Origin of the sequence: Hyphomonas atlantica corrig. (assembly GCF_017795365.1) — a bacterium.
Lineage (GTDB): Bacteria > Pseudomonadota > Alphaproteobacteria > Caulobacterales > Hyphomonadaceae > Hyphomonas > Hyphomonas atlantica.
Window position 1 is genome coordinate 1242306 of sequence record NZ_CP051254.1, and the last position, 24661, is coordinate 1266966.

General features: G+C 53.0%; 24 protein-coding genes. 13 read left to right on the forward strand and 11 right to left on the reverse strand.

The genetic code is table 11. The features are described from left to right. Positions 1–13 precede the first annotated feature (13 nt). The 8 genes from phnG to HF931_RS06270 are packed head-to-tail and all read left to right on the forward strand — an operon-like array spanning position 14 to position 6702. On the forward strand, positions 14–625 hold the full coding sequence (gene phnG, locus HF931_RS06235; RefSeq protein ID WP_273242494.1) for a phosphonate C-P lyase system protein PhnG: 612 nt from the start codon (positions 14–16) through the stop codon (positions 623–625). Then, complete coding sequence (gene phnH, locus HF931_RS06240) at positions 622–1227, forward strand: phosphonate C-P lyase system protein PhnH (RefSeq protein ID WP_273242496.1); 606 nt, start codon at positions 622–624, stop codon at positions 1225–1227. The genes phnG and phnH overlap by 4 nt, the downstream gene beginning before the upstream one ends. Before the next feature lie 12 nt (positions 1228–1239). Further along, on the forward strand, positions 1240–2355 hold the full coding sequence (locus HF931_RS06245) for a carbon-phosphorus lyase complex subunit (RefSeq protein WP_273242498.1): 1116 nt from the start codon (positions 1240–1242) through the stop codon (positions 2353–2355). Next, on the forward strand, positions 2352–3299 hold the full coding sequence (locus HF931_RS06250) for an alpha-D-ribose 1-methylphosphonate 5-phosphate C-P-lyase PhnJ (RefSeq protein WP_273242500.1): 948 nt from the start codon (positions 2352–2354) through the stop codon (positions 3297–3299). The genes HF931_RS06245 and HF931_RS06250 overlap by 4 nt, the downstream gene beginning before the upstream one ends. After that, the gene (gene phnK / locus HF931_RS06255; protein WP_273242502.1) at positions 3296–4111 is read left to right on the forward strand and encodes a phosphonate C-P lyase system protein PhnK; all 816 of its coding nucleotides are present in this window, start codon (positions 3296–3298) and stop codon (positions 4109–4111) included. The genes HF931_RS06250 and phnK overlap by 4 nt, the downstream gene beginning before the upstream one ends. Before the next feature lie 24 nt (positions 4112–4135). Further along, complete coding sequence (gene phnL, locus HF931_RS06260; protein WP_273242504.1) at positions 4136–4846, forward strand: phosphonate C-P lyase system protein PhnL; 711 nt, start codon at positions 4136–4138, stop codon at positions 4844–4846. Continuing rightward, entirely contained in the window at positions 4847–5989 is a 1143-nt protein-coding gene (locus HF931_RS06265; RefSeq protein ID WP_273242506.1) for an alpha-D-ribose 1-methylphosphonate 5-triphosphate diphosphatase, read from the forward strand. Further along, positions 5986–6702, forward strand: coding sequence for a DUF1045 domain-containing protein (locus HF931_RS06270; RefSeq protein WP_273242508.1), 717 nt, complete (start codon positions 5986–5988; stop codon positions 6700–6702). The genes HF931_RS06265 and HF931_RS06270 overlap by 4 nt, the downstream gene beginning before the upstream one ends. On the opposite strand, the gene phnN is transcribed toward HF931_RS06270, so the two are convergent. The 4 genes from phnN to HF931_RS06290 form a co-directional block, all read right to left on the reverse strand. Next, on the reverse strand, positions 6677–7642 hold the full coding sequence (gene phnN / locus HF931_RS06275) for a phosphonate metabolism protein/1,5-bisphosphokinase (PRPP-forming) PhnN (protein WP_273242510.1): 966 nt from the start codon (positions 7640–7642) through the stop codon (positions 6677–6679). The genes HF931_RS06270 and phnN overlap by 26 nt on opposite strands. Positions 7643–7660: 18 nt before the next feature. Beyond that, entirely contained in the window at positions 7661–8362 is a 702-nt protein-coding gene (locus tag HF931_RS06280) for a DapH/DapD/GlmU-related protein (protein WP_273242512.1), read from the reverse strand. Then, positions 8359–9162, reverse strand: a complete 804-nt coding sequence (gene phnC / locus HF931_RS06285) for a phosphonate ABC transporter ATP-binding protein (protein ID WP_273242513.1) — start codon at positions 9160–9162, stop codon at positions 8359–8361. The genes HF931_RS06280 and phnC overlap by 4 nt, the downstream gene beginning before the upstream one ends. A 102-nt stretch (positions 9163–9264) precedes the next feature. Beyond that, positions 9265–10167, reverse strand: a complete 903-nt coding sequence (locus tag HF931_RS06290; protein WP_273242514.1) for a DMT family transporter — start codon at positions 10165–10167, stop codon at positions 9265–9267. 73 nt (positions 10168–10240) lie between these two features. On the opposite strand from HF931_RS06290, the gene HF931_RS06295 reads away from it, so the two are divergent. Beyond that, a complete protein-coding gene (locus tag HF931_RS06295) occupies positions 10241–11161 on the forward strand; it encodes a PfkB family carbohydrate kinase (RefSeq protein WP_273242516.1) in 921 nt (306 codons plus the stop codon). An 11-nt stretch (positions 11162–11172) separates the two neighbouring features. Here the strand turns inward: HF931_RS06295 and phnE (HF931_RS06300) are convergent, their stop codons facing one another. The 5 genes from phnE (HF931_RS06300) to HF931_RS06320 are packed head-to-tail and all read right to left on the reverse strand — an operon-like array spanning position 11173 to position 15522. Beyond that, positions 11173–12006 (reverse strand): phosphonate ABC transporter, permease protein PhnE, encoded by an 834-nt coding sequence (gene phnE / locus HF931_RS06300; protein WP_273242518.1) that lies wholly within the window; start codon positions 12004–12006, stop codon positions 11173–11175. Further along, positions 12006–12950 carry a phosphonate ABC transporter, permease protein PhnE gene (gene phnE / locus HF931_RS06305; RefSeq protein WP_273242519.1) on the reverse strand — a complete coding sequence of 315 codons (945 nt, stop codon included), beginning with the start codon at positions 12948–12950 and terminating at the stop codon, positions 12006–12008. The genes phnE (HF931_RS06300) and phnE (HF931_RS06305) overlap by 1 nt, the downstream gene beginning before the upstream one ends. A gap of 2 nt (positions 12951–12952) precedes the next feature. After that, entirely contained in the window at positions 12953–13861 is a 909-nt protein-coding gene (locus HF931_RS06310) for a hypothetical protein (protein WP_273242521.1), read from the reverse strand. A gap of 11 nt (positions 13862–13872) precedes the next feature. After that, entirely contained in the window at positions 13873–14889 is a 1017-nt protein-coding gene (gene phnD, locus HF931_RS06315; protein WP_273242523.1) for a phosphate/phosphite/phosphonate ABC transporter substrate-binding protein, read from the reverse strand. Between the two features lie 45 nt (positions 14890–14934). Continuing rightward, positions 14935–15522: a P-loop NTPase family protein gene (locus HF931_RS06320; RefSeq protein WP_273242525.1), complete on the reverse strand. Its 588-nt coding sequence runs from the start codon at positions 15520–15522 to the stop codon at positions 14935–14937. Positions 15523–15631: 109 nt separating this feature from the next. Between HF931_RS06320 and HF931_RS06325 the strand changes: the two genes are divergently transcribed. The 3 genes from HF931_RS06325 (at position 15632) to HF931_RS06335 (ending at position 21427) form a co-directional block, all read left to right on the forward strand. After that, positions 15632–16159: an AAA family ATPase gene (locus tag HF931_RS06325; protein ID WP_273242527.1), complete on the forward strand. Its 528-nt coding sequence runs from the start codon at positions 15632–15634 to the stop codon at positions 16157–16159. Positions 16160–16247: 88 nt separating this feature from the next. Continuing rightward, positions 16248–18152 (forward strand): metallophosphoesterase, encoded by a 1905-nt coding sequence (locus HF931_RS06330; protein WP_273242529.1) that lies wholly within the window; start codon positions 16248–16250, stop codon positions 18150–18152. 242 nt (positions 18153–18394) lie between these two features. After that, entirely contained in the window at positions 18395–21427 is a 3033-nt protein-coding gene (locus tag HF931_RS06335) for a TonB-dependent receptor (RefSeq protein WP_273242531.1), read from the forward strand. Between the two features lie 134 nt (positions 21428–21561). On the opposite strand, the gene HF931_RS06340 is transcribed toward HF931_RS06335, so the two are convergent. Next, positions 21562–22332: a hypothetical protein gene (locus HF931_RS06340; RefSeq protein WP_273242533.1), complete on the reverse strand. Its 771-nt coding sequence runs from the start codon at positions 22330–22332 to the stop codon at positions 21562–21564. A 110-nt stretch (positions 22333–22442) separates the two neighbouring features. Between HF931_RS06340 and HF931_RS06345 the strand changes: the two genes are divergently transcribed. After that, positions 22443–22649, forward strand: coding sequence for a hypothetical protein (locus HF931_RS06345; protein ID WP_273242535.1), 207 nt, complete (start codon positions 22443–22445; stop codon positions 22647–22649). A 670-nt stretch (positions 22650–23319) separates the two neighbouring features. Here the strand turns inward: HF931_RS06345 and chrA are convergent. Further along, positions 23320–24645 carry a chromate efflux transporter gene (gene chrA / locus HF931_RS06350; protein WP_273242537.1) on the reverse strand — a complete coding sequence of 442 codons (1326 nt, stop codon included), beginning with the start codon at positions 24643–24645 and terminating at the stop codon, positions 23320–23322. Positions 24646–24661 lie beyond the last annotated feature (16 nt).

The following is a 24661-nucleotide window of genomic DNA, read 5'->3' on the forward strand; positions in this document are numbered from 1 at the left end:
AGTAGACAAATTTATGCTTGTTTATAAATTCATCATAGAATTCATTATTGCAATTACGCTAAAAATTGAATATTTTTGCTTCTCGTTAACTAGATCTTTTCATCAATTCTCGCAACACGTAAATCTAATGAATCAAAAATTTGTTGAAACTGACAAACCTCCGCAGGGTGCCCATGGGGAACGCCAGGCGTGGATGAAAGTGCTCGCCTGTAGCGCATCCGAGCAAGTTGAAGCCGTTTGGGCGAACGCAACCGAATTGAATGAGGTTTCGTGCGAAATCATTCGCAAGCCGGAGCGCGGCTTGGTCATGGTGCGTGGACGGGCAGGCAGTGCCGGAGGGCAATTCAATCTTGGTGAGATGACGGTGACACGATGCGCCGTACGACTCGCTGAGGGGCAGACTGGTGTCTCCTATATCTCGGGGCGCAATCTGGAGCACGCGCTGATTGCTGCGAAAGCTGATGCTTTGCTGCAATCAGAAACCCATCATCAGAAAGCCTATGATGCGCTGGTCGCTCCTCTAAAGCAGCAAATTGAAGCGCGCGAATCAGAGCGTGCCGCAAAAGTGGCTGCGACACGTGTCAATTTCTTCACCATGGTCCGGACACGGGAGGACAAGAAATGACCCAGACGCTTGACCTTTCTGCTGTCCAATCGGGGTTTGCTGATCCTGTCCTTGATGCGCAGGCCTGCTTTCGCAAGGTTCTTGATGCCTTGTCCCGGCCAGGCAAGATGGCGGCTCTGGATGTGCTTTCTGCACCCGAGCCACTTAACCTCGCATCAGCCGGCTTGGCGTTGACCTTGATGGATTTTGATACACCGATCTATTTGAGCCCGTCTTTGAACACAGGCGCGATTGTCTCGTGGCTGCGTTTCCATTGCAGCGCTCCGATCACGGCCGTACCCAAGGAAGCTAGTTTCGCATTCCTTCAGGAAGGCGATGCTTGGCCCGCCCTGGATGAGTTTCATCAGGGCGATGCAAAGTACCCTGACACTTCGACCAGCCTAGTCATTCAACTGCCTTCTCTGGACACGGGGCAGGCTGTGACGCTGGAGGGGCCGGGCATTGAAACCTCAGAGACGATCCACCCAGTAGGGCTGTCCGAGTCTTTCTGGGCCGAGCGTACTGAGAACGTCGCCGACTTTCAGCTCGGAATAGACTGCTACTTCACCGCGGAGAATAAGGTCCTTGGCCTGCCTCGCACAACTAGAACCACGCTCGTTTAAAGGTACGACTACATGGCATATGTCGCAGTAAAAGGCGGTGAGCGTGCCATCACGAACGCTCATAATCTCCTCGCAGAAGATCGTCGCGGCGATCCGTCCATTCCGGAAATTCACTCCGAACAAATTCGCGAACAACTTTCATTGGCTGTCGACCGCGTGATGGCGGAAGGCTCCTGCTATGATCGTGATCTGGCAGCGCTTGCCGTCAAGCAAGCTCGCGGCGATATCGGCGAAGCGATTTTTCTGCTGCGCGCTTATCGCACGACGCTGGCTCGCTTTGGCATTAGTGAGGCACTTAACACTCGCGAAATGCGCGTTGAGCGCCGGGTCTCAGCTGCATTTAAGGACATTCCGGGCGGGCAGGTCCTCGGGCCGACTTTCGATTACACTCATCGCCTGCTTGACTTCCAGCTGATGGCGAACGGAGAGACGCCCCTTGAGCGCCCCGAGCAAGTTGAGGAGCGCTTGCCTGAAATGCTGCCGAATATTGAGGATGTGTTCGCACATGAAGGTTTGTTGGAGCATGAAGCCGCCCCCCCCAATGAAGATGAAACTGGCCCCTTTGACCTGACACGTGAGCCGATGAGTTTTCCTGCCGATCGCGACCAGCGCTTACAGTCTCTGGCGCGCGGCGACGAAGGTTTTCTGCTGTCGCTCGCTTATTCCACCCAACGTGGCTGGGGTGGCACGCATCCGCTCTGTGGCGAGATCCGGGTTGGCGAAGTTGATGTGGAATTCATCCCGGAAGAGTTGGGCTTTCCGATCACGATAGGCAAGGTCATGGTCACGGAGTGCCAGATGATTTCAAACTCCAGATCGGTCGGCGAAGAGCCTCCGTGCTACGCGCGCGGTTATGGCCTGACGTTCGGGCATAATGAACGCAAGACCATGTCGATGGCGATCGTTGACCGGGCACTGAAGAATCGTCCTGCCGAAGGCGAGAAACCTGAGTTCGCCGCACATGATGAAGAGTTCGTGCTCTATCACTGTGACAATGTCGAAGCTTCAGGCTTCGTGCAGCACTTGAAATTGCCGCATTACGTCGATTTCCAGGCCAGCTTGCAGTTTGTGCGCAAGCAACGCCAAGAGTGGGCCGAGCGCCAAGCCGCAAAGGAAGCAGCAGAATGACCGATTCTCAATCTATGTCAGCAAATGCTGGGCCGGGCTTGGCGGACTACAATTTCGCTTATCTTGACGAGCAGACCAAGCGCATGGTCCGTCGCGCGATTTTGAAGGCGGTGGCTGTACCAGGCTATCAGGTGCCGTTTGGTTCTCGTGAGATGCCCGTCCCTTATGGCTGGGGCACGGGCGGCATTCAAATCACGGCCAGCCTCGTTGGTCCAAACGACACGTTTAAATGTATCGACCAGGGTGCTGACGATACAACCAATGCTGTCTCAATCCGCCGTTTCTTTGCCAAGGTAGGCGGCGTTGCGACGACAGAGCACACTGCTGAAGCGACCATCATTCAAAGCCGGCACCGCATACCAGAAAAGCCACTGGTAGAAGGTCAGATCCTAGTGTTCCAAGTGCCGCAGCCTGAACCGCTGCGCAGTCTGGAAGCACGCGAAACGGAGACGCGTGCGATGCATGCCTACGAAGAATATGGCCTTCAATATGTCCGCCTCTATGAGAATGTATCTAAGTTTGGGCGGATCGCGGCGACAGCAGGTTATCCTGTGATGATAGACGATCGTTATGTCATGTCGCCATCTCCAATTCCGAAGTTTGACAATCCAAAACTTCACAATAGCCCGGCTCTGCATCTGTTCGGTGCAGGTCGCGAGAAGCGCATTTATGCCGTCCCGCCGTTTACGAAGGTAGAGAGTCTGGGTTTCGAAGATTACCCTTTCGAAGTTCAGTCCTGGGATGAAGTCTGCGGTCTCTGCGGTGCCGAAGACAGCTATATGGATGAAGTCGTTCTCGACGATGCCAATAACCGCATGTTTGTTTGTTCTGACAGCGACTATTGTGCCGAGCGTCGTGCACAGGGCCATGTCGGTCCGCATTCAGAGCATGAGCTCTCTGAAATCTCTGACGAAGCTTCCAAAGACCAAGAGGTGATGGCATGACCGTACTTGCCACAGAAGACCGTACGATTGGACTGGTCGCGGATGCGCCGATTTTGCGAGCGTCAAAAGTGACAAAAAAGTACGGCATGATCACTGGCTGTCAGGAAGTTAGCTTTGAGTTGTTCCCAGGCGAAGTGCTGGGCATTGTCGGTGAGTCAGGGTCTGGCAAGTCGACACTGCTCAACTGCATCTCCGGCCATTTGGAACCTACCTCAGGTGCGGTTGAGTTTGCAACCAAGAGGTATGGATTGGCCGATATGTTCGGACTTTCCGAAGCCGACCGCCGGAGACTGCAGCGCGAAGAACTCGGTTTTGTTCACCAAAACCCGCGCGATGGCCTGCGTATGCGCGTTTCTGCTGGAGCCAATGTTGCTGAGCCTTTGATGAATCTCGGCAACCGTCATTATGGCAATATGCGCGAAGACACGATTACATGGCTCAATCGTGTCGAACTCGACATGAATCGTATTGATGATAATCCGCGAAACTTCTCCGGGGGCATGCAGCAACGCATTCAGATTGCGCGCAATCTGGTACATGGGCCACGCTTGGTGTTCATGGACGAACCCACCGGCGGCCTCGATGTTTCCGTGCAAGCACGCTTGCTCGACTTGCTTCGGCACTTAGTGCGTCGGTCCCAGCTTGCCGTGATCGTTGTCACGCATGACCTGGCTGTGGCGCGCCTGCTCGCGGATCGCCTGATGGTCATGAAAGACGGCTTCGTGGTGGAAACCGGCCTTACCGACCAGGTGCTCGATGATCCGCAGCATGCGTATACGCAGTTGCTTGTGTCTGCCGTGCTGCAAATCTAGTTAGCTTTGAGGAACATCCCGACCATGTCTGGACAAACATATATTGAAATTGAGAACCTGGAGAAGCATTTCGTCCTGCACAATGCCGCCGCAGCGAAGATTCCAGTATTTAAGGATCTGCACCTTTCCGTCAAAAGCGGTGAATGTGTGGTACTTGCAGGTGTATCTGGGGTTGGTAAATCGACTTTGATGCGTTCCATATACGGAAATTATCTGCCAACTGGCGGCGAAGTGCGCGTTCTTCATGATGGAGAGATGGTCGACATCACCAGCGCACCTCCTTTTCAGCTATTGGATATTCGCCGACGCACACTCGGTTATGTCAGCCAGTTCTTGCGCGTTATCCCACGCATATCGACCCTCGACCTGGTGATGCAGCCCTTGCTCGACAATGGTGTTGACGCCAAAGAGGCTGAGGATCGTTCCAAATTTATCCTGGACATGTTGCAATTACCAAAGGCGCACTGGGATTTGCCACCAGCGACTTTCTCTGGGGGAGAGCAGCAGCGCGTCAATATTGCGCGCTCCTTCGTGCTCGATTTCCCCGTCATGTTACTCGACGAGCCGACGGCATCACTGGATGCGGCCAATCGTGAGCGCGTCATCAATCTGATACAACGCGCGCTCGACTATGGCGGCGCCCTGATTGGCATTTTCCATGATGAAGCCGTGCGGCAAGCCGTTGCGACGCGCTTCTTTGAAGTGTCTGAATTTGCTGCGAAAGAGCCTGCATAAATGCCTGTTAAAGCGGTTGAGAATGCCCGTATCGTAACGCCTGATGGCATTGTCGAAGGCGCGATGACGTTTGACGGCGACACGATCGTTTCCGTTGGTAATGGCAGCGCGGCATCGGCCGTCAATGCGGACGGCGACTTTATCATCGCCGGGTTGATTGATATTCATACTGACAATCTGGAAAAACATCTGATGCCGCGTCCAGGGGTGCAATGGGATTCTGCTGGGGCCGCCCTGGCGCATGATGGTCAGATAGCCACTGCTGGCGTGACAACCGTTTTTGATAGTCTCTCACTTAGCGGTCACAAGAATGGGCTGGATCGTGGAGAGGCGCTTACAATAATGATGGGCGGGATGGACGAGGCCGAAGGCTCAGGTGCCCTGCGCATTGATCACTTGTTGCATTTGCGTTGTGAAGTCACCAATCCAGAGATTGAGAGCCTCGTGAACCCTTATCTCGGTACGAAGCGTCTAAGAATGCTGTCGGTTATGGATCATACGCCCGGCGGAAACCGGCAGTCTGGCTCGCTTGAGACTTGGAAGCAGAAGCAGTTGAAGCGGGGGCGTAGTATTGAAGAGATTGAAGCAAACCTGCAGGCCTCAATGTCCTGGAGGGATTTTGAAGGTGCGGATGCCCGTCGACGCATGATTGCAGAGTTCGGCCGTGACTATGAGATTCCGGTTGCAAGTCACGATGATGCCACTGTTGACCACATCGAAACAGCGTCAGGTCTTGGCTGCCATATCGCAGAATTCCCAGTCTCCTACGAAGCCGCCGAAGCAGCAAAAAAATGTAATATGGTTACCGTAATGGGTGGGCCCAATTTCGTACGTGGCGGCTCGCACGGTGATAATGCGTCCGCGCGCAAAGTCGCAGAGGCGGGCCATTTGGATGCGCTGTGTTCAGACTATGTGCCATTATCAATGATCCGGGCAGCATTCATGCTGGCTGAAGCTCCTTTTTCCTGGCCGTTGGAAAAGGCCATCGGGACGGTTACGGCAGAACCCGCTAAAATGGCCATGCTGGATGATCGTGGAACGCTTGAGGCGGGCAAGCGGGCCGACTTTGTCCGTGTTAGCTATCAACCTGGACACTGGCCTGTGATTAAGGAAGTTTGGTCAAAAGGACGTCGCGCCGTATGAACCAAGCTCCACGATATGCTATCTATTACACGCCGGCTGCGCAGCACCCACTATATCAACTTGGCTCTGAATGGTTGGGGAGAGATGCGTATACTGGAAGATATGTTACGCGTCGTGAATTTTCGGATCTCAGTGAAGAGGACATCGATCGGCTGACAAGTTCGCCTTCGCATTATGGTTTTCACGCCACCATGAAAGCGCCGTTCGAGTTGCGAGCAGGTCGGACAGAAGCTGAGCTGCTGGCGCACTTGGAAAAGTTTGTGGTCAAGCAATCCGCATTTGACGTCAGGCTTGCCGTTCGTCCACTTGGCCAATTTCTCGCGCTGCGCATGACTGAAAATACTGAAGCAATGCGTAGTTTACATGAGGGTTGCGTCAAGGACTTTGATCGTTTCCGGGCCCCGCTCTGCTATGATGATATTGAACGCCGCAGGAAAGCTAATCTCTCGCCAAAACAAGATGTACGGATGCTGGAGTGGGGTTATCCCTATATCTTCGAGGATTTCCGTTGGCATATGACGCTTTCGGGTCGCATATTGTCGGACAATACACGCGATAAGCTCCTCAAGTTGCTGGAAGATCTATTTCAGCCAGTATTAGCGGAGTGTCATCGTGTGGATGGGATTGCTATATTTCGCCAAGTCGATCGGCATGCGCCATTCAATATTATCGCGCGGGCGTCATTTCCTACACTCGCCGATCAGCCTGTTTGAGCGCATACTGTATTTCTGGTGAGAGCTGGTCCCATATCACGGCGGGGTCCGCCCAAACCGCTTCATGGTCTGCTTCTACCGGTGCAGAAACTCGCTCTACATCAGCGACGTAGAAGCGATGAAGCTTGTGCCATAGCTTTCCATGTATATCCGTGGCGTAACGGCTGGCATCACAAATATGCACAGGAGGCGTTAGCAGCTGATGGCCGGTTTCCTCCAGAACTTCGCGTTCCAGTGCTTCTATCGGCATCTCTCCCGGCTCAATTCCTCCGCCTGGTAGATAATACCATTTATTCAGTGCAAAAAGCACTTCCCTGCCTCTTCGTGAGATCAGATATGTGCCGGGTCGTGGATGGGCTACATCCTGATGGCCTCGTGCACAAAATAGCCTGCCATCAAGTTTCGCCAACAACTCGACGAGATGCGCTACGCCATTTTCAATGCTGCCATCATTTGAAATTGTGAAGACATCGTCGCCAGACACCTCAAATGCAGTGGTGCGTGCGATGCGATTTTCAATATCACGCTGGGCTTCGCGCCCCCGCGTGAGCAAACGCTGCCGTAACAAGTCTTCATTTGCAGTAACAGAAATGATCGCCACACGGTCAAATTGCTCGCGCGCCTGATCAAGCACTGATCGCGAGCCATTGGCGATTACGGATTTTCCTTGGGCTAGAACCCGTAATTCCTTTTGCGGTAATCCGTAACGAAGATCATGCGCACCCCAATGCAGACCATATGCTCCCTGGTCCAGCCGAGTGGCGAATTCCTCTGCCGAGACGGGGGCGTGATCTTCGCCACCTGCCGATGCGGGCCGTGTGATATCGCGCCGCAGAAAATGAAACCGAGAGTCACCTTCGAGCACATCGCGGGCCCCATGGAGCAATGTGTCTTTGCCAACACCCGACGGCCCGACAACGAAGATAAGCACTCCAGTCATATAGGCTCGATTACAACTTTACTTGTATTTTTCAACAAAGGATTCGGCATCCATCTCACGGAAGTCTGCAAGTGCAATAGCGAGCTTGTCGTGGCTCCAATCCCACCAGGCTAAATCCATCAGGCCTTGCTGAATCTTTTCCGGGAACCGTTCCCGGATAGGTTTGGCCGGTACACCGCCAACAATCATAAACGCGGGCACATCTTTGGATACTACCGCGCCGGCACCAATCACAGCGCCTGTGCCGACTTTCACGCCTGGTAATATTGTTGCCCCGTGCCCAACCCAGACATCGTTGCCGATGTCGACCTGATGATCGCGGCGCCACTGGAAGAAATCATAATCATCTTCATCTCCGAGTTCATATGACACCGCGCGATAAGAGAAATGATGCTGCGCCGCGCGCCATGTTGGATGGTTACCGGGATTGATCCTTGCCTGCCGCGCAATGGAACAGAATTTCCCTATACGGGCATAAGCAATCGAGCTGTCATTTACGATATAGCTATATGCGCCGAATACAGTTTCGCTAAGCGAGGTCCGTGCACCAACACGCGTCCATGGCCCCATCACCGTGTCACGTACGCTACCGCCTGGCGCGATGTAAGGGGCTCCTCTTGGCGGATAGCCGACTGGGGCCGTAAATTCCGGTGGGACGCGTTTGTTCGCGAAATACTCGTACCCAAGTTCCAGTGGATAGTCCGCTAGCAGCCCGCTCACGCCGCGCTCCCCATGGTCGGCGTGCCGGTTTCTGGCTTGACCATAGGGGTCATAATTTCGGCGATTTCATCACCATCATACACTGTCTCAAGTGCTTGGTCGGTGAGTTCCTCAATAGAAGCATCAAATACTAAGCGACCGTCGCGCAAACCGATGACACGGCGACAATACTGCCGTGCTATGTCGATGGAGTGGAGATTTACAAGCACGGTGATGCCTCGTTCGGCATTGATCTCGCTCAATGTTGACATCACGGCGTGCGTGTTGCGCGGATCCAGAGAAGCGACCGGTTCGTCTGCTAGCAGGATTTCAGGTTGTTGCATCATCGCGCGGGAAATCGCCACCCGTTGCTGTTGGCCACCAGACAAAGTGCCGGCTCGCTGCAGGGCCTGGTCTTTCATGCCTAGCTTGTTCAGCTCGATAACCGCACGGGCGCGATACTCAGCTGGGAAGTGCTTCAGCATGGATGCCCAGAAGGGGCGGCCGCAAAGTGCGCCAATCATGACATTGGTCAATACATCTAAGCGTGGCACTAGTTGAAACTGTTGAAAAATCATCGCGCAACGCGCGCGCCATTCATTCAGCTTTTTGCCTTTCAGGTCCGAGACCTGAGCCTGGTTACATTGGATTGACCCGCTCGTGGGTGTCTCGAGCATATTTATACAGCGCAATAGCGTTGATTTACCGGCGCCGGAACGTCCGATCACTGCAACCATTTCGCCGGGTTCAATTTTAAGGGATACGTCATCAAGGGCTTTTACAGCGCCAAAGTCCTTGGAAAGGGATGCTATTTCAAGCAACTTGATACGCCCTCTGTATCTAACTCATGCTTGAATTAAACCACATCCTGCCTGTGGATATTAGTCAAGAATATGTGACGGTTTACGAATTTGTCGTTGGTTTCATTGTGGTTTCTGCGTGCTTTTCTGATTCAAGACCAATAAATTCGCGCCAACGATCAAGACTGCCCCGACCCAGAACATATAGTCGGGAACTTCCTGAAAAACAAAAAAACCGATCAAAGTCGCGATGATCAAGCGCGTGAAGTCTACGGGTGCGAGACGGCTGACTTCGCCCATGCGATAGGCCGCCAGGTTCAGAGGTTGGACGCATAACGCAATCACTCCCATCAGTACGAACCAGATCAGGTCCCCACTTTGCGGCATTTGAAAATCAAAGAAGGTTGGAATGCTGGCCAACAGGCATTGGAACAGGGCCGCATGCGTCATCAAAGTCTGGCGAGAATGCGTAGCTACAAGGACCTTCACCAGGATTGTACTGATCGAAAAGCAAAATGCGCTGGCGAGCGCGTAGACTGCGAATGCGCTCAACCCAGATTGTGGCTGAGCGATAATCACTATACCTGCAAAACCCATGGCGATTGCAAACCAGCGTAGCTTGGTGATCGCTTCCTGTAGAAAAATCAAGCTTAATAGCGCAACCATGAAAGCACGCGTAAACCCGTATGTTTGCGCTTCTGCGAGTGGCAGATTAATGATTGCGAGCACGCCAAAAATTTGTCCTGTAAATCCTGACAGGGCGCGAGCCAAAATCATCAGTGGTCGATCCGTTTTTAGTATTGAAAGCCCTGTGCGCACCAGCAGAGGCAGCAAGACAGACAAGATCACGCAGCTTCTGAAAAAGACAATCTGAAATGGCGAAAAATCATCGCCCAAAAACCGGATGCACACGGCCATGCCGCCACCGAGCAAGATTGCGCAAAGCAATAGAAGTGACGCACGAATGTCGCGATCGTCAGGTATCTTCGCCGAGAGTTGGCAGCGTACAAATTCGAGATTTGTCAAAAAATGCGCCTTTAATAAAGGGACTTAAAAGCGACTTTGCCTACAGTTGGCAAGAGGGGATTGAACTTAATTTATGCCACGATTTATCATCTTCGGCAGTGTCGCGTGGGACCGCCCTGTATGGTTGGATCGACCATTAGAACAAGGAGGGCGGATTCTTGGCTTGGTGAGTCAGGATTCAAACTCAGAACTTCCGGGTGGGCGGCTTGGGGGAGGGGGAGCTAACGCCGCGGCCTGCCTAGCGAACGCCGGACACGATGTGGCCGTATGGAGCACTTTGCGCGATGATCCGCAAGGACAACAGATACGCAAGCACTTGAGCGCTTTGGGGGTGAACTGTGCCTTCTTGCATCCGACAGAATGGATAGGAGGTGAGACGCTTGTTCTGATTGAGCCAAATGGCGAACGCACTATCCTGTTTCAACATTCAGACCCTGATCTCGACCTATCGTTAAGGCGCCTGTTGAAGCGACAGGATGCAAAGGTCGATCTTGCAGCCGTTCAGTCTTTCAACCCGGATGGTATCTATATTCGATCGATGTATCCCGGGTTTGAAAGTCTGGGCGAGTTGGAAGAAACCTGCGTGGTTTCACATTGGCCGCAATTGACTGGTGAGGGTGTACTGCCAGCAGATGTCCTGATTGGATCGAAAGAAGATCTCATTGCGGATAGTTCACTTGAAGGCGTGTTTGAGAGGGGGCGTGAGGCATGCGGTCGCCGGCTGAAATGGGTGATTGTTACGGAAGGCAAGACTGGCGGCGAAATCATCAGTGCAACTGGGCGTACAGTGTTTTCAAGTCCCGCGATTCAGCAAGTCGATGCAACCGGCGCAGGTGATGCCTTTGCGGCGGGTGTGCTGGAAGCCCTTGTTGCAGGAGGGGATATTTTCGAAGCAGCGCGGCATGGCGCGATCTGGGGCAGCCGTACAGCGAGCCTTAAAGGCTCTGCGGAACAGCGCCCGCCCCAGACTTACCCATCTTGGGGGCGTGCATAGCAGAGAACAGGCTAAGCCAGTCTGCGCCGCAAGTTCCCAGAAACAGTATCTAGACAAGCTACGGCGACCATAAATAGCAAGATGATGAAGGAGACTTCGTCGAACGCAAATATTCGGATCCGTTCTTCCAGTTCAAATCCAATGCCACCCGCTCCAACGACTCCAAGAATGGCTGCATTGCGGAAATTGGATTCCAGATAATAGAGCGCTTGGCTCAGAATGATCGGGGTCACTTGCGGCATGATGCCATAACGGATGACGTCAAACCGCCCGCACCCGGCGGCCCGCAAGCCTTCGATTGGCTTGCGGTCAACATTCTCGATTGCTTCAGCGTAAAGTTTGGACAAGACTGGAATATCAGCGAGCGCCAGTGCGACCACACCCGCAAACGGGCCCAGTCCGAAAGCGGATACCAGGACCAGTGCCCAAACCAGAGCGGGTATCCCCCGGAAGAAATCAAAGACGCGGCGAATGAGGAAATGCAACGGTCCGAACGAAATAATATTCTTTGCACCAATAATCCCGAGTGGGATGGCAATCACAACGCCCAGAAATGTACCAGCAAATGCCATCCCAAAGGTTTCGAGAATGGCGTTCAATATGCGTGGTAATTGTCCCCCTGAGCTTGGTGGAAACATGTTACCGAGAAAATCGCCAAGCTTGCTGAAGCCGCTAAGAAACGTGGCTGGCGACAAATCGATGTCAATACAAATCCAGATGAATGCCGTCAGCCCTAGAAAAAAAGGTGCAACCGATTTGATGCGATCTGCAAATGTCCGGCGAACTAGCCCGGGGGAGAGCGCTTCAGCTTCTGCAATCAACAGACCAAGGGAAGCCGCTGCCATCAGATTGCACCGCCCGCTGAGGCGCCGATGAGGCGATGACGGATCCACTCAGATAGCATGTCGATGATGAAAATCATGCAGGTCATCAAAAGCAGGATTGCGAGGTAATCAGCAAACAGGGTGTAGGTGATGGCGCGAGACAGCTCGATCCCAATACCACCAGCTCCTATTATACCCAGCGCCGCTGCCGCCCCGATATTGCCTTCGAATTTCAGCATTGCGTAAGAAGCATAATTCGGTGCGACCTGCGGGAAGATGCCGTATCGGATCTGACTCCACCACCCTGCACCTGTGGACTTTACGCCTTCCAGTTGGCGTAAATCGGCGTTCTCATTGACCTCAGAGTAGAGTTTGCCCAAGCGTGCCGTGGTTGACAGCGTAATGGTGATGATGCCTGCCAAGGGGCCAACGCCGAAAGCGGCTACCAGGATCAGTGCGACAATCAAATCGGGAAGAGTTCTGATTGCTTCCAAAATACGCCGCAGCACAAACCGAACAGATGAGATTGGCATCAGGTTACGTGACATCATCATTGCGATAGGAACAGCGAGAAATGATCCCAGTGCGGATGCAATAATCGCAATCTGCAAGGTCTCCCATAGTGCGGCGAGCCAAACCCGCCAGCCATAAAACCAATTCAGGAATGAGCCTTTAGTTGAGGCATCTTCGAGTAGTGTTTCGGCTCGCAAGTTGGGGTTCATTCTGTTCAGGAACTCACCAAGCCTCGACAATGGATCAGTACTATGTGGCGTTCCGATGATTTCGGACACTGTAAATGACCAGAGGAATAGTGCGCCTATGCCGAGAAATCCGATAGCATAACCGGCCCTGCGGCGCTTCAACATGGCCAGACGTTCGTCTTCAAACGATGAGACAACGGCCTGGTCTGTGTCAGACCGGCCGGATGGCATGGGCGCGCGTGTTGCCGTCATCGCATCAGGCATGATCAGAAAGCAATCGCCAGGTCAGCGGACTTCGGCAACATCGCTGTTGCTTCAGTAGGATCGAATTCCTGGCCTTTGCCCTGACTCAACCACTCGAACACTTCAGGGTGATCTAGATGCAGTGCAATATGTACCCCTACCAATCGATAGTGCCGTTCCATGTCCGTTTCGCTCGGTATCATGAACGCATTCTCGGCACGTGGCCGATCGTAGATCAGAACTTCAAACCCGTCGCAGATCGTCGAGTCTGCTTCTAAGACAGCACAGGCGCGCCCCCAGCTGCCAGCTTCAACAATTGCCGCATCTAAGCTGCCATTTTCTACCGCGGTGAAGATGGCCTCAATGGAATCAAAGCGGGCCGCTTGGTCGATGGTCTCGTTTGCAAAGCCAAAATCGCTTAGCAATCGACTGGCAAGGTCAATATTGAGATTTTGAGGTGCACGATCAAGAAATCCTATTTTGTTGGTATTCAGGTCTCCGAGGTGGATCGCGTTTGCTTTGCCGAACAGGACGAAGGGCGGACGCCCAAGGCCAGTTCTTGAGCGCAATGTGAGCGATGCACGCCAGCTCGACAAGATAGGTGTGGCGCTTGATTGGTCCACCCAAACCATATTCACCTCACCGTGTTCAGCGAGGCTCGTGGCTTCCTCCAGGCTCGTGGTCAGGCACAGCACGGCTTCAGTGTTGAACCGTTCGGACAAGTGGCGGGCATAGGTCCGCGCGTTTTTGTCGGTAAGCGCCTCGCTCGTCTTGCATCCGGCCCCATCAGTAGTTTCTGCTGCCAGGGGTAGAGCGATCTTCAGAGGTAGAATTTTTGTGTTCTCGACTTGTGCTGTCGTGCTGAGTGCTATGCTCATGGCGACGCCATAACAAACTACGACCTTGCAGAGTACCTGCACCCAACCGATCATGGTCCAGACTCCTACTTGTTGCCGCCAATGGCGCGTGTGCGATGTGTGGAGATTTCTTCCAGACGCATATCAATAAGGTCTTCGTAGAAGTCCCGGTTGACTGCTTTGTAATTGTTCCCGGGAAGGCGTGCCATGCCAGTATGCGCTTGCGGTGCCTCATACGGCATTGCGGCGAGGGCGCCTCTTATATAATCCCGTAATTCAATCGGTAAATCTGTTCGCGCAACATAAGGAGAGTTTGGGACGGGCCCGGCATGCCAGATCACGCGGTAATCTTCTTCGTCGATCATTCCGCGGCGAGCCAGCCGTTTCAATGTGCCATTTCCAAATCCGATTTCGGGTGTGCCCCCATTTGCCAGAACGACTGTCGCATCGAACTGCCCATTTGACAGTGCCATGACTGATTGTATGTGGCCGCCTGCCATGGCGGCTTCAGCAAAGTATGTTTCGGGTTCAATCCCCTGATTTCGCATGGCCCAGCGTGGATAGATGTATCCAGAGGTCGAATTGAAATCGACATAGGCTAGCTTTTTTCCCTTTAGGTCTTCGATTTTCTGATAAGAGCTGTCAGCTTTCACGACGATGGTTGAATAATACCCAGACAGTCCCATCGTGTCGCGCCGCACGAGAATTGCCTCTGCCAAGTCTCCGATTTGGGCGTCGACATTGGCGTAAGATCCCCCACCCATTGTGGCGATATGGATTTGCCCGGAGGAAATTGCCTGAATGTTCCCATTGTAATCACTGGTCTGGTAGATTTTCACCGGGACCTTTAGTGCATCAGTCAGGTATTCTTGGACTACCTTGATGCGCTGGAGTGCTATGGGCTCGTCTTCAGAAGCGCTGGATCCCATTTTCAGAAGTGGCATTTCTGCACGCCAGTCATCTGCATGCTGACGCTCTGAAGAGGTTGTTTTTCCCGAGCAAGCCATAAGACTTGCCACCATCAACGCGACCATGCCAGTGCGAACGGCGACTTCCACCATGGATACTACACCCCATTTGTTTCGAATACGATACCGAACCATCGTGTCAGCCTCATGAAGGCTCCGGGGCTTGCAGGGTGTGAACCGTCAAATTTGTCTAGGCCTGTCGATTTTTTGCTGAATCACGGCGGCAAATGCGGCTTCAACATCCTTTCGTGTTCTGCATTGTATCAGCTTTAAGTGCGCAGCTTCTGGGCCAGAGAGTTGGGCTTCGTATTTCTCTCGTTTCCGTTGGTAGTTATTCCAAACGATTTGAATGGGATGCCCCTTATTAAACCAGCGCAAAAAGGACTCATGATTGCCATTCAGGATTGGTTTTCTGTCCGTCGTACGCTTCAATGACCGTAGGAAAACCTGTCCGAAGACAATCGATTTCGGCATATCCAGCCAAACAACGATGTTGGCTCGTTCAAAAATCATCGGACGAACACGGGAATACCCGCCTGCCAGCACCCAATTCTCACTGGCAATTGCCTGTACGACGTCGGCCTTAAATGCCTCGAATTCGTGGACATACCGATCATGCCATCCTGGGCGCCAATTTAGCAGGTCGAGCTCAATTTGCGGGATAGCAAGCGCTTTTGCGACACGTGTGGCAAATGTGGTCTTTCCCGCCCCAGAAATACCAATTACCACCAGTCGAAGTGGTGTACCCGGTGGTAAGTCGACTTCCATAATGGGTTCCATTCACGAAAAGGCTAGCGCACTTGACGCTGCGCACAGACACCGGACAACTTCTCATTTCCAATACAGTCGGTACGTGACGCTATAACGAAGGTGATAAATGCCTGTTCTGATTTGTTTCTCTGGGCTGCCAGGTGTTGGCAAAACGACGATCGGCAAAGCACTCGGCTTGCGGCTGCCGTCAACTTATCTCCGGGTCGACGTGGTTGAATCCGCGCTCAGAGAAAGCGTTCTGAAAATCGATCCGTGCGAAGATGTCGGCTATCTCGCGATCTGTGCCATCGCAAGGAGCAATTTGAAACTTGGCAACAATGTCATCGCTGATACCGTCAACCCGCTGCCGGAGACACGCAGCCTGTGGGCGCGCACTGCACAAGATGCCGGAGCAGAATTGTTCAATGTTGAAGTGGTTTGCTCAGATCCTGATACGCACAGAGCGCGTGTGGAGACGCGAACGGCAGACATAAAAGGACATCCATTACCCGATTGGGACCGTGTTCAGAACCGGGATTACCATGTCTGGGAAACCCCTGACCTTCGCCTCGACAGCGCGGTACTCAGCGTCGATGACAGCGTCGCCACAATTCTCAGATGTCTGAGAGAACTCAATTCACGCATTCAGGTTTAGATACGAAACATTTGTGACCGTAATACGGATGTCACGGCCTCGCCATAGGAGCGTGATCGCTTCTGGATGAGTTGAGAGGATGTTCGAGATGATACGCGGACTTTTGATATCCATATCGCTTGTCTGGGCAGGGTGTTTTGACCAGGCTCATGCGCATCCGGGCCATAAGGAAGAACCAGCTGAAGCTGAGTTGGAACGCACTGCCCTTACGCCAGGCGGACAAATCGAGGAGTGGTTATTCTGGCCAGCTTATATGTTGCCGGGTGATGCAGGCGTTCTCTCTAACGACATTCCATACACCCCTCCACGTGAAGCCCCTCTGTCTGACCGCCTGTCGCCTGCGCGCAATTGGTTAGGCCAGACACCGACAGACCGGAAACGCCGATTGCTGGACGCGGATCAACTCCCGGCGGGGGCATTCACTATCGAGTTTTGGGTCACCTATCATGTTGATCAGCCTGTTGGTGCAGCGGCCATGGCGTTTGATGCTGATCACAACAGGCCGGCCGTCTGGCAGTTCGGATTTTGGCAGGGGGACGTTCAGTTCAGCGTTGGTGATGCAATGCTTGCGCACCCGGTCATGGAACTCAAGTCCAGCAAAGTCGACCAGGATCCGGAAAGCGGCGCTTATATGCGCGGTGTCGATCGCTATTGGCACCATTTGGTTGGTGTCTTCGATGGCGCCACACTTAAACTCTATCATCAAGGGAAGCTGCTAACCCAGCGCAATGGCGTTGTGCTGCCTGATTACCCAATAGGGACCGAATTCGAAATTGCAGCTTATCTGGCACGCGAGCCGCATATGGAGCTAGGTAACCTCCTACGCAATGTCGCCCTGTATGATCGCGCGCTTTCACCGGTGGAAATCGCCGCTCGCTTTGAAGACCATCGCGAGCTGGTCGATAAAGCCATCCACTTTCGTGACGTGTTTCACTTCACGACCGCAGCCCCGCATGTCGCCCTGCCGACGACGGACAGCGTACAGCTGACCTGGGAGGCAGACCGCCCGCATGCCACTCTCATCGAATGGGGTACAACGCCTGTGCTTGGAAACGCGAAGCGCATTGCGATGTCGGCCGGCCGTATGACGAAAACCGAATTATCTGGCCTACGTGCTAACACCGCTTATTTCTATCGTGTGACATTGGAAGACAGCGCTGGCGAAGAGCTTAACTCGGGACTTCTCTCGTTCCGTACCGCGGTTGAGCCTGGTGATCCGGTGATCTTCGCAGCGATATCAGACACCGAGGCACGTCCGCACGTTAATGCACATCTCGCTGATCTCATCTGGCGCGAGACGCCGCACTTCATGATTAATGCTGGAGACCTCACCGATGGGGGGCGGCACGACCAACGCGTGGAGTGGACGCACGAGTACTTCGCCGCGATGGGGCATCTGATGGCACAGATGCCGGTCTTGCCCGTGATGGGTAATGGAGAGAATGATTATGTCTGGTTTGACCGCTATCATGCTGACCGTGGTCCGACGCGATCATACTACAATTTCCACTATGGGGATGTGGAAGTGTTCGTTCTGGACTCCAATATGGAGGCTCGGGACGAGCAGCCTGGCTTCCGGGTAGAGCAACGTGAATGGTTGCGTACTGCCCTGGAGGCCTCAGATGCGAAGTGGAAGATTGCGACCCATCATCACCCGGTTCTTTCAGAACGCTATCCCGAACTGGTGTCAGATTTCGTTGATCTTTACGAAGCGCATGATGTTGATTTGGTCCTGGTCGGGCATCACCATAATTATCTGAGGTCCTGGCCATTGGCTGGCGATGTGCCGGTGAACGAGGGGGGGGTGATTTACGTTCAGCTTGGCGGCGGTGGCGGTAATCTGTCAGACCGCCCGCAACAACTAGACCTACGTTGGGCGAAGACCTATCAGGGATATGGCTATTCTCTCATTTCAATACTCGGTGACAAGCTAGAGTATCGCATGCACGACGACCAAGGCGCGATGCGGGATTCTTTCACCCTCGAAAAGTAGGCCCATGGCGATATCTCCGGGCGGGCACGAGGGAATGTGTTCACCCGCCCTTCGCTCAAATATCAGACAAGTTTGACTGAAGCCTGAGCAATAAAAGCAGCGGCCCAACAAATTAACAATTGGCTCACCTTTCGGCCGGGAAAGTTTCGAGAAATGTTCGCCAAATCGTCGCTTTAAGTTTTGAGCCAGACTGTACTCGCCCTCCTGAACGTCTCCGTTCCAGACCTCAAGAGGGAAAGTTCATGAACTCGTTACTCAGAAAAGCAACGCTTGCAACCGCCGCCCGGAGCCTCATGCTCAGTGGTATCGCAATCGGTTCCATCTCAGCCTTTACCGTCCCTGCGGCGGCACAATCCGAAGAAATCGGTCGACTGGGTGGAGTGGTATCAGACGCCGCGCAAGGCACCAATCTGCGCGGTGCATCGGTTGAAATTCCAGAACTCAACCTGACAACGGAAACTGATTCAGAAGGCCGTTTCACGCTTCGTCGTGTGCCTGCCGGTACTTATAACGTTGTCATCAACTATGTCGGTCGCAACCAGGTGACTGAGACCGTCACAATCGCTGCGGGGCAGACAGAAACCATCGCTGTGAGCCTTGCCCGCGTCGGCTCGGATCTGGTCCAGGACACTGTCACGGTTGTCGGCACACCGATCGCTGACTCCGAAGCAGCGGCTCTGTCGCGTCAGAAGAATGCTGACAATGTGTCAAACATCGTCGCATCCGACTCCATCGGTCGTTTCCCGGATCGTAACGCCGCCGACGCTCTGGGCCGTGTCCCAGGCATCTCGATTGAGCGCGACCAGGGCCAGGCCCGTTACGTTAACGTACGTGGCGCGCCGGCAGAATTCTCTACCATCGCTTTTAATGGCGTATCTGCGCCAACACCTTCCCAGGGCGGCCGTCTCGCTCGCTTTGATACGATCCCCAATGATGTGATTGGATCGATTGAGGTCGTCAAAGCGATCACGCCGGACCTGCCGGCAGACTCGATTGGTGGCTACATCAATATCGAGACTGCAGGTGCTTTCGACAAGAAAGGCCTCTCTGTCGACGCCGAGTTGGGCCTTGGCATGAAGCAATTGGGCGGTGGCGAAGTGTTCAACGGTCAGCTGACGGTTTCAAATATCTTCCTGGACGGCAAACTTGGCGTTCTCGCTTCAGGAAGTTTCTTTCACGACAACAAAGTGACAGACAACACCGAGAATCGTTACACCGACGTAGATGGCACCATCTTTTCTCGCCAGGCAGATTATCGTTTGTATCGCCTCGAGCGCCAGAATACATCAGGCAATCTGCGTTTAGATTTCCGCCCGAATGACGACCACACCTTCTTCTGGAATACGATTTATTCCTCTTTCTCCGACTTCGAGACCCGTGATCAGCACGTCTATGACTTTGATGATGCGCAGTTTGGGGAAATTGGCAGCGATGAGGCTGCTGCCATTGGCAATACGCCCATCCAGGGCACTATTTACGGTGTCGAACTCGATGCGACATTCAACATCCGCGAAGACATTGAATCGATTTTCACGACACAATTTGGTGGTGAAAGTGACTTTGGGGCCTTCAATCTGGAATGGAGTGCCGGGGTCAACCAGTCGAAATCCGAGCGTGATCCGGACAGCGCCTATTGGGAGTATGACATCAACAATAGCGACGACGGGATTTCGGTTACTTATGACTATACCAATCCAGATGCGCCGATCGTAAATGTTTATGAAACTATTGTGGATCCGTCAGTTGCGACCACAGACAATCCGGATGGCTATGCACTTGGCCAGCGTCTGCCAGGACCGCCTGTCTCTGCATTCACGTTCGAAAACCTCGAAATGTCCGACACACTTGGACAAGTCGACGAGTATTTTGGTCAAATCGATATTGAGTATCCGTGGGCACCATTCGGCATTTCGTCTGATCTCAAGTTTGGCGCCAAATTCTCCATGGCCAATGCCACGCTCGAGGATACAGATCTTGAAGTCACTGATGATATCAATGACTACATCGATACGAGCTATATGAATATCCTGTCGCCAAATCTGTCGCGCGCTGAGTTCCCTCAGCCTGCCATGTTCGAATTTAGCCAGGGCCGCTCAGACGTCCTCCGTGGTGCAGTGTTCTCTGCTGCTGAGGCGAACAATCTCATCCTGACCCAGGGCAATATCTGGGAAAACTACTATGATGTAGATGAGAATGTTTTCGCCGCATATGTCATGAACACCTTCCGTTTCGACAAGTTCGATATCCTCGTAGGCGGACGCCTCGAGCAGACCGAATGGGATGCCACCGGCAATCTCTTGCGTGAAGAGAATGAAGGGGATCTGGAAGACTTCCTTGAAGCTGGCTCAAACCGCGGCTTTACCCTGGACGAAATCTACGCAACGGGATTGGTTGATCAGGTCACAGCGTCAGATGATTATCTCGACTTCTTTCCGTCTCTGCACTTCAACTATCGCCCCACCGAAGACTTCGTCTTCCGTCTGGCCTATACTGAGAGCATCCAGCGGCCCGGCTATGATGAAGTCGCTCCAAATCGTGTGATCGGTGAAGACTCTGACGAAGACGCCGGCGGCACAGTGTTCATTTCTGGTGGCAATCCGAATCTGGAACCATATCGCGCCAAATCCATCGATGCATATGCAGAATACTACCTGCCGCATCGCGGTATTGTGAGCTTTGGTGTATTCTTGAAGGATATTGATGACCCCATCTTCACCACGACGCAGACGGTTGCAGGTGCGCCATTTGGCTACCCGAGCAATGATGTTCGTCTGTCTGGTCCTTTGAACGGGTCTGATGGTGAGATCAAAGGTTTCGAGTTTAACTACTCACAGCAATTCGGCTTCTTGCCAGAACCATTTGATGGGTTCGGAACCTCGATCAACTACACCCAGTCTGAAGATTCTGCGCAAACACCTGCAGATGTTGATGGCAACTCGCGTGAGTCGGGTCTGTCAGGTGCGTCGGACGAGACGTACAACGTTTCTGTCTTCTTCGAGAAGTATGGCGTCTCAACTCGCTTGACCTACCAGTATCGCTCACCGTGGCTTAATGCGGTTGATCTCGGCGATGAGCGCCTTGACCGGTTCTGGGATGAGCGTCCATCTTTGGACTTCTCGTTCCGCTACGCTCAGAATGAGAATATCACCTACTTCCTCGATGCGAACAATCTGACTGATGAGTATGGTCGCCGCTACAATGGCAACACCTCACGCGTTTATGAAGTTGAGGGCTTTGGTCGCTCATTCCTCGCTGGTGTCAGGATGTCTTTCTAGAGCAGACCTATTATCTACTTGGAAACGCCCGGTCGCAGGACCGGGCGTTTTTTATGGTCTGCGCTACATCGGTGGCCCAAGGGTGACGCTAAAATCCAGTGGTGATTTAATGGGATGCAGGCCCATTGAAGCACTCATTCAGGCTTATCTTCTTGCTTTTTGGCGCGTTTTTCTTCCTTGGGCTTTAACCTCTTTGGCTGCACTCCGAGCCCAGCCAGGTACCTTTTGTTTAATGCCTCTAAAGGTTCGACATAATAGGGAACAATTTCAAACTCATCGATCTTTCGAATGCCTCCTTCTTTGCTGGCGGCTATCAGCTCCAAAACCCCGCTGTCGCGCCAGTGATCCCAGAAGAACTGTCCGATGTAGTTGGAACAATCTTTTGGCCAGTTACTATTTGATGGCTGATCTGCCAGACGCAGACGTGTTTCCAGTCTCACATAAAAAGCCAGGATTACTGAAATCGCGTTCGAGTAATCATCAAATGTTTTATTGGTAGCGGGATCCTTAACGGTGATTTCCCGGTCGTCCTGAAACCAGCACTTTATGAAATTCTGACGATCTTGCTCACTATACTTGAGCTGTCGCAAGAGCTTGTAGGCATCCTTTCTAACCGTGCGCATCTCACTCGTATTGAAGTCACCGTGTAGCGCATCCAGGTTGAGGGATGTATTTATTGCGCGCTCCTTCGCTGCGTTCTCGGAAGATTTGAATTGCGCATAAATTCCAGACAGGGCAGCAGCAGTTAGCGCACCCGTGCATAGGCTGATCGTGGAAGCTGGACTCATAGCCTTCATGTTTTCGAGATCAAAACCTGCCTGTGCGAACAGGATTAGTTCCAAAATTCCAATGAACGAAAAGCCTGCTGATCCTGCAATAAAAAACGGATTACTGAGTATTTTCAAAGCCCCTGCTCAAATCTTCCGAACTGGATGATGGTCGATGCGCAAACCCAAACCTATAGAACGGCTTTACCCCGACTTTGACGTTCTTTACATTGGTGATGGAGCTGGTCATGCTGGAGCTGCGAGGCCGACCTGTCGGGGTAATCCTTTTTGATATCAAGGCCGCACATACGACCAACGTCATGCGGGTGAGGAATGCGCTGTCACAATGTCCTGATATGGTGTTGGTAACGCATTGGCCCGATCTTTACCGCCACGCGCATAGTGCACTTCTCAACGAAATTACCTACGAGATTTCGGTCGATTCGAGCAAATAAATCGACGACCACGCCAAGCTGTTCTCTGCTCGCGTCGAACAGGCTATCCTTTAATAAGCGATGAGGCTTATTAAAGGATAAGAGTCGGATATTCACGGAACTGAAGAGAGATCACTATAGTCGGCCCTAAGCGTGACTGGATAGAAAAAGCCTTTAAAACAGAGGATTATGGCTCGCGTGTGCAATTCCTGGGAACAGGCATGCGGAAATACGAAGTAAAATCAGGGCACTAGGAAATTCGACCCTGCACACAAGGGCTTGAAGCTCAAAGTCAAAGAAAATAAATTGAATAAAAACAATGTATTAAATCGAATATTTTCCACTGCGCCCATGATGGACCGGAAGAAAAAGGTATATATAACAAATACTTACAGGCTTTCGTGTGCGCTCCGTGTGCAGTGAAATTCTGTGAAATATCCATTCAGCTGCAATGCGCTACCAAGATGTAGAGAAGGTGCGTTTGGCCCATCCAGGTGATTTGGCTGCCTCATTGCGTGCTCATTGTGTCATTGGATTCGTGTGGCGTGAAACATGGGCCATGATCGTACGCAGATGTTTTTGGTGGCCACAGCGCTGCCCAGTCTCAAGTTCTTTTCCAGCACCGCTCCCGCGAATGCTGTCGGAAGGCATCGCCCGGAAAACTTGCACCAGCTCAGGCGCCGAATGTGATCTACGTACAAGCGAATATGAGCGTCAATGCGACACCGCAGACGGCCGAGCCGATAATGAGGGTCAGCACTCCCGTTTGGAATCGAAAAACTGCAACACACGCGCTGACACAAAGCAGGGCTGCCTTCCAATCCAATGTCTGTGGGTCGGGAAGCGGTAGCTCGCCTTTTCCCGGAAGCTCCAATGTTTGAATCGTTCGAAACATCAGGTGCATCGCGAACCACAGCGCCAGATTTGCAATGACGCCCAGCACAGCGGCAGTGACTGCCTTGAGGGCTGCGTTGGCCGCCGGAAGGCGTCTCAACCGCTCGGCCAATGGAGCGCCTGCGAATATCCAGACAAAAGAGGGAGCAAACGTGCACCAGGCTGCCATCAGCGCGCAGAGGGAAGCAAGCCAGAATCCGCCGCTCGACCAGCCTGCAACGAAGCCGACATATTCATTTACGAGCACGAGCGGACCAGGCGTCGTCTCTGCCAGGCCGAGTCCATCAAGCATCTGGTTGGTTGTGAGCCAGCCTTCCACCTCGACGGCTTGCTGTTTCAGGTAGGCAAGCGTCGCGTAGGCGCCGCCGAATGTAACGACTGCGAGTGTCGAAAACAGCCGGCCCACACGCGCCAAGGGATGATCCGGACCAAGAGCGACGAATGCACCGATGACAGGTGCGAACCATGCTGTTCCCCAAATCGCTGCAGTTGCGAGGGTCTTTGCAAGAGATGGTGATTGAGCCGCGTCAGCCACCTCTTGAGTAACGGGGCTTGGACCAAATTTGCTTAGCACAACTCCAATCAGCCCAGCGACAAGAATCACGAGCGGGAAGGGCGCACTCCAGAAAAAGAGTGCTACGAACGATAAGATAGCGATCAGCACTGCGTGATGCCCTTTCAGAGCCCGCTTTCCAATGCGGATCATCGCTTCTGCCACCAGAGCGAAGACAGCGGCCTTCACGCCAAAGAAGGCGGCGGACACAAGTGGGAGGTGTCCGGCGGCCATGTAAATCCAGGACAACAGGAACACCACCAATGCGCCCGGCACGATAAAGAGCGTGCCTGCGATAATGCCGCCTCGAACGCCGTGGAGCAGCCAACCGACATAAGTGGCGAGCTGTTGAGCTTCAGGGCCGGGCAACAGCATGCAGTAATTTAGGGCGTGCGCATATCTGTCCTCATCGACCCATTTCTTTTCGTCGACGAATATGCGGTGCATGAGCGCAATTTGACCTGCAGGTCCGCCGAAGCCGAGGCATCCAACCCGAAAGCTCGCTGAGGTAAGTTCCTTTAGCGTTGGCTTCGGAAGAGAAGGGGAGTTATTTTCATCAATGTCCTGCACAACGGACTCCGCATTC

What these genes read in the sequence shown, in the direction of transcription:
- phnG (WP_273242494.1), top strand. Translation starts at nt 14, where the DNA reads ATGCTTGTTTATAAATTCATCATAGAATTCATTATTGCAATTACGCTA.
- phnH (WP_273242496.1), top strand. Translation starts at nt 622, where the DNA reads ATGACCCAGACGCTTGACCTTTCTGCTGTCCAATCGGGGTTTGCTGAT.
- HF931_RS06245 (WP_273242498.1), top strand. Translation starts at nt 1,240, where the DNA reads ATGGCATATGTCGCAGTAAAAGGCGGTGAGCGTGCCATCACGAACGCT.
- HF931_RS06250 (WP_273242500.1), top strand. Translation starts at nt 2,352, where the DNA reads ATGACCGATTCTCAATCTATGTCAGCAAATGCTGGGCCGGGCTTGGCG.
- phnK (WP_273242502.1), top strand. Translation starts at nt 3,296, where the DNA reads ATGACCGTACTTGCCACAGAAGACCGTACGATTGGACTGGTCGCGGAT.
- phnL (WP_273242504.1), top strand. Translation starts at nt 4,136, where the DNA reads ATGTCTGGACAAACATATATTGAAATTGAGAACCTGGAGAAGCATTTC.
- HF931_RS06265 (WP_273242506.1), top strand. Translation starts at nt 4,847, where the DNA reads ATGCCTGTTAAAGCGGTTGAGAATGCCCGTATCGTAACGCCTGATGGC.
- HF931_RS06270 (WP_273242508.1), top strand. Translation starts at nt 5,986, where the DNA reads ATGAACCAAGCTCCACGATATGCTATCTATTACACGCCGGCTGCGCAG.
- phnN (WP_273242510.1), bottom strand. Translation starts at nt 7,642, where the DNA reads ATGACTGGAGTGCTTATCTTCGTTGTCGGGCCGTCGGGTGTTGGCAAA.
- HF931_RS06295 (WP_273242516.1), top strand. Translation starts at nt 10,241, where the DNA reads ATGCCACGATTTATCATCTTCGGCAGTGTCGCGTGGGACCGCCCTGTA.
- phnE (WP_273242518.1), bottom strand. Translation starts at nt 12,006, where the DNA reads ATGGCAGCGGCTTCCCTTGGTCTGTTGATTGCAGAAGCTGAAGCGCTC.
- phnE (WP_273242519.1), bottom strand. Translation starts at nt 12,950, where the DNA reads ATGCCTGATGCGATGACGGCAACACGCGCGCCCATGCCATCCGGCCGG.
- HF931_RS06310 (WP_273242521.1), bottom strand. Translation starts at nt 13,861, where the DNA reads ATGATCGGTTGGGTGCAGGTACTCTGCAAGGTCGTAGTTTGTTATGGC.
- phnD (WP_273242523.1), bottom strand. Translation starts at nt 14,889, where the DNA reads ATGGTTCGGTATCGTATTCGAAACAAATGGGGTGTAGTATCCATGGTG.
- HF931_RS06320 (WP_273242525.1), bottom strand. Translation starts at nt 15,522, where the DNA reads ATGGAAGTCGACTTACCACCGGGTACACCACTTCGACTGGTGGTAATT.
- HF931_RS06325 (WP_273242527.1), top strand. Translation starts at nt 15,632, where the DNA reads ATGCCTGTTCTGATTTGTTTCTCTGGGCTGCCAGGTGTTGGCAAAACG.
- HF931_RS06330 (WP_273242529.1), top strand. Translation starts at nt 16,248, where the DNA reads ATGATACGCGGACTTTTGATATCCATATCGCTTGTCTGGGCAGGGTGT.
- HF931_RS06335 (WP_273242531.1), top strand. Translation starts at nt 18,395, where the DNA reads ATGAACTCGTTACTCAGAAAAGCAACGCTTGCAACCGCCGCCCGGAGC.
- HF931_RS06345 (WP_273242535.1), top strand. Translation starts at nt 22,443, where the DNA reads ATGCTGGAGCTGCGAGGCCGACCTGTCGGGGTAATCCTTTTTGATATC.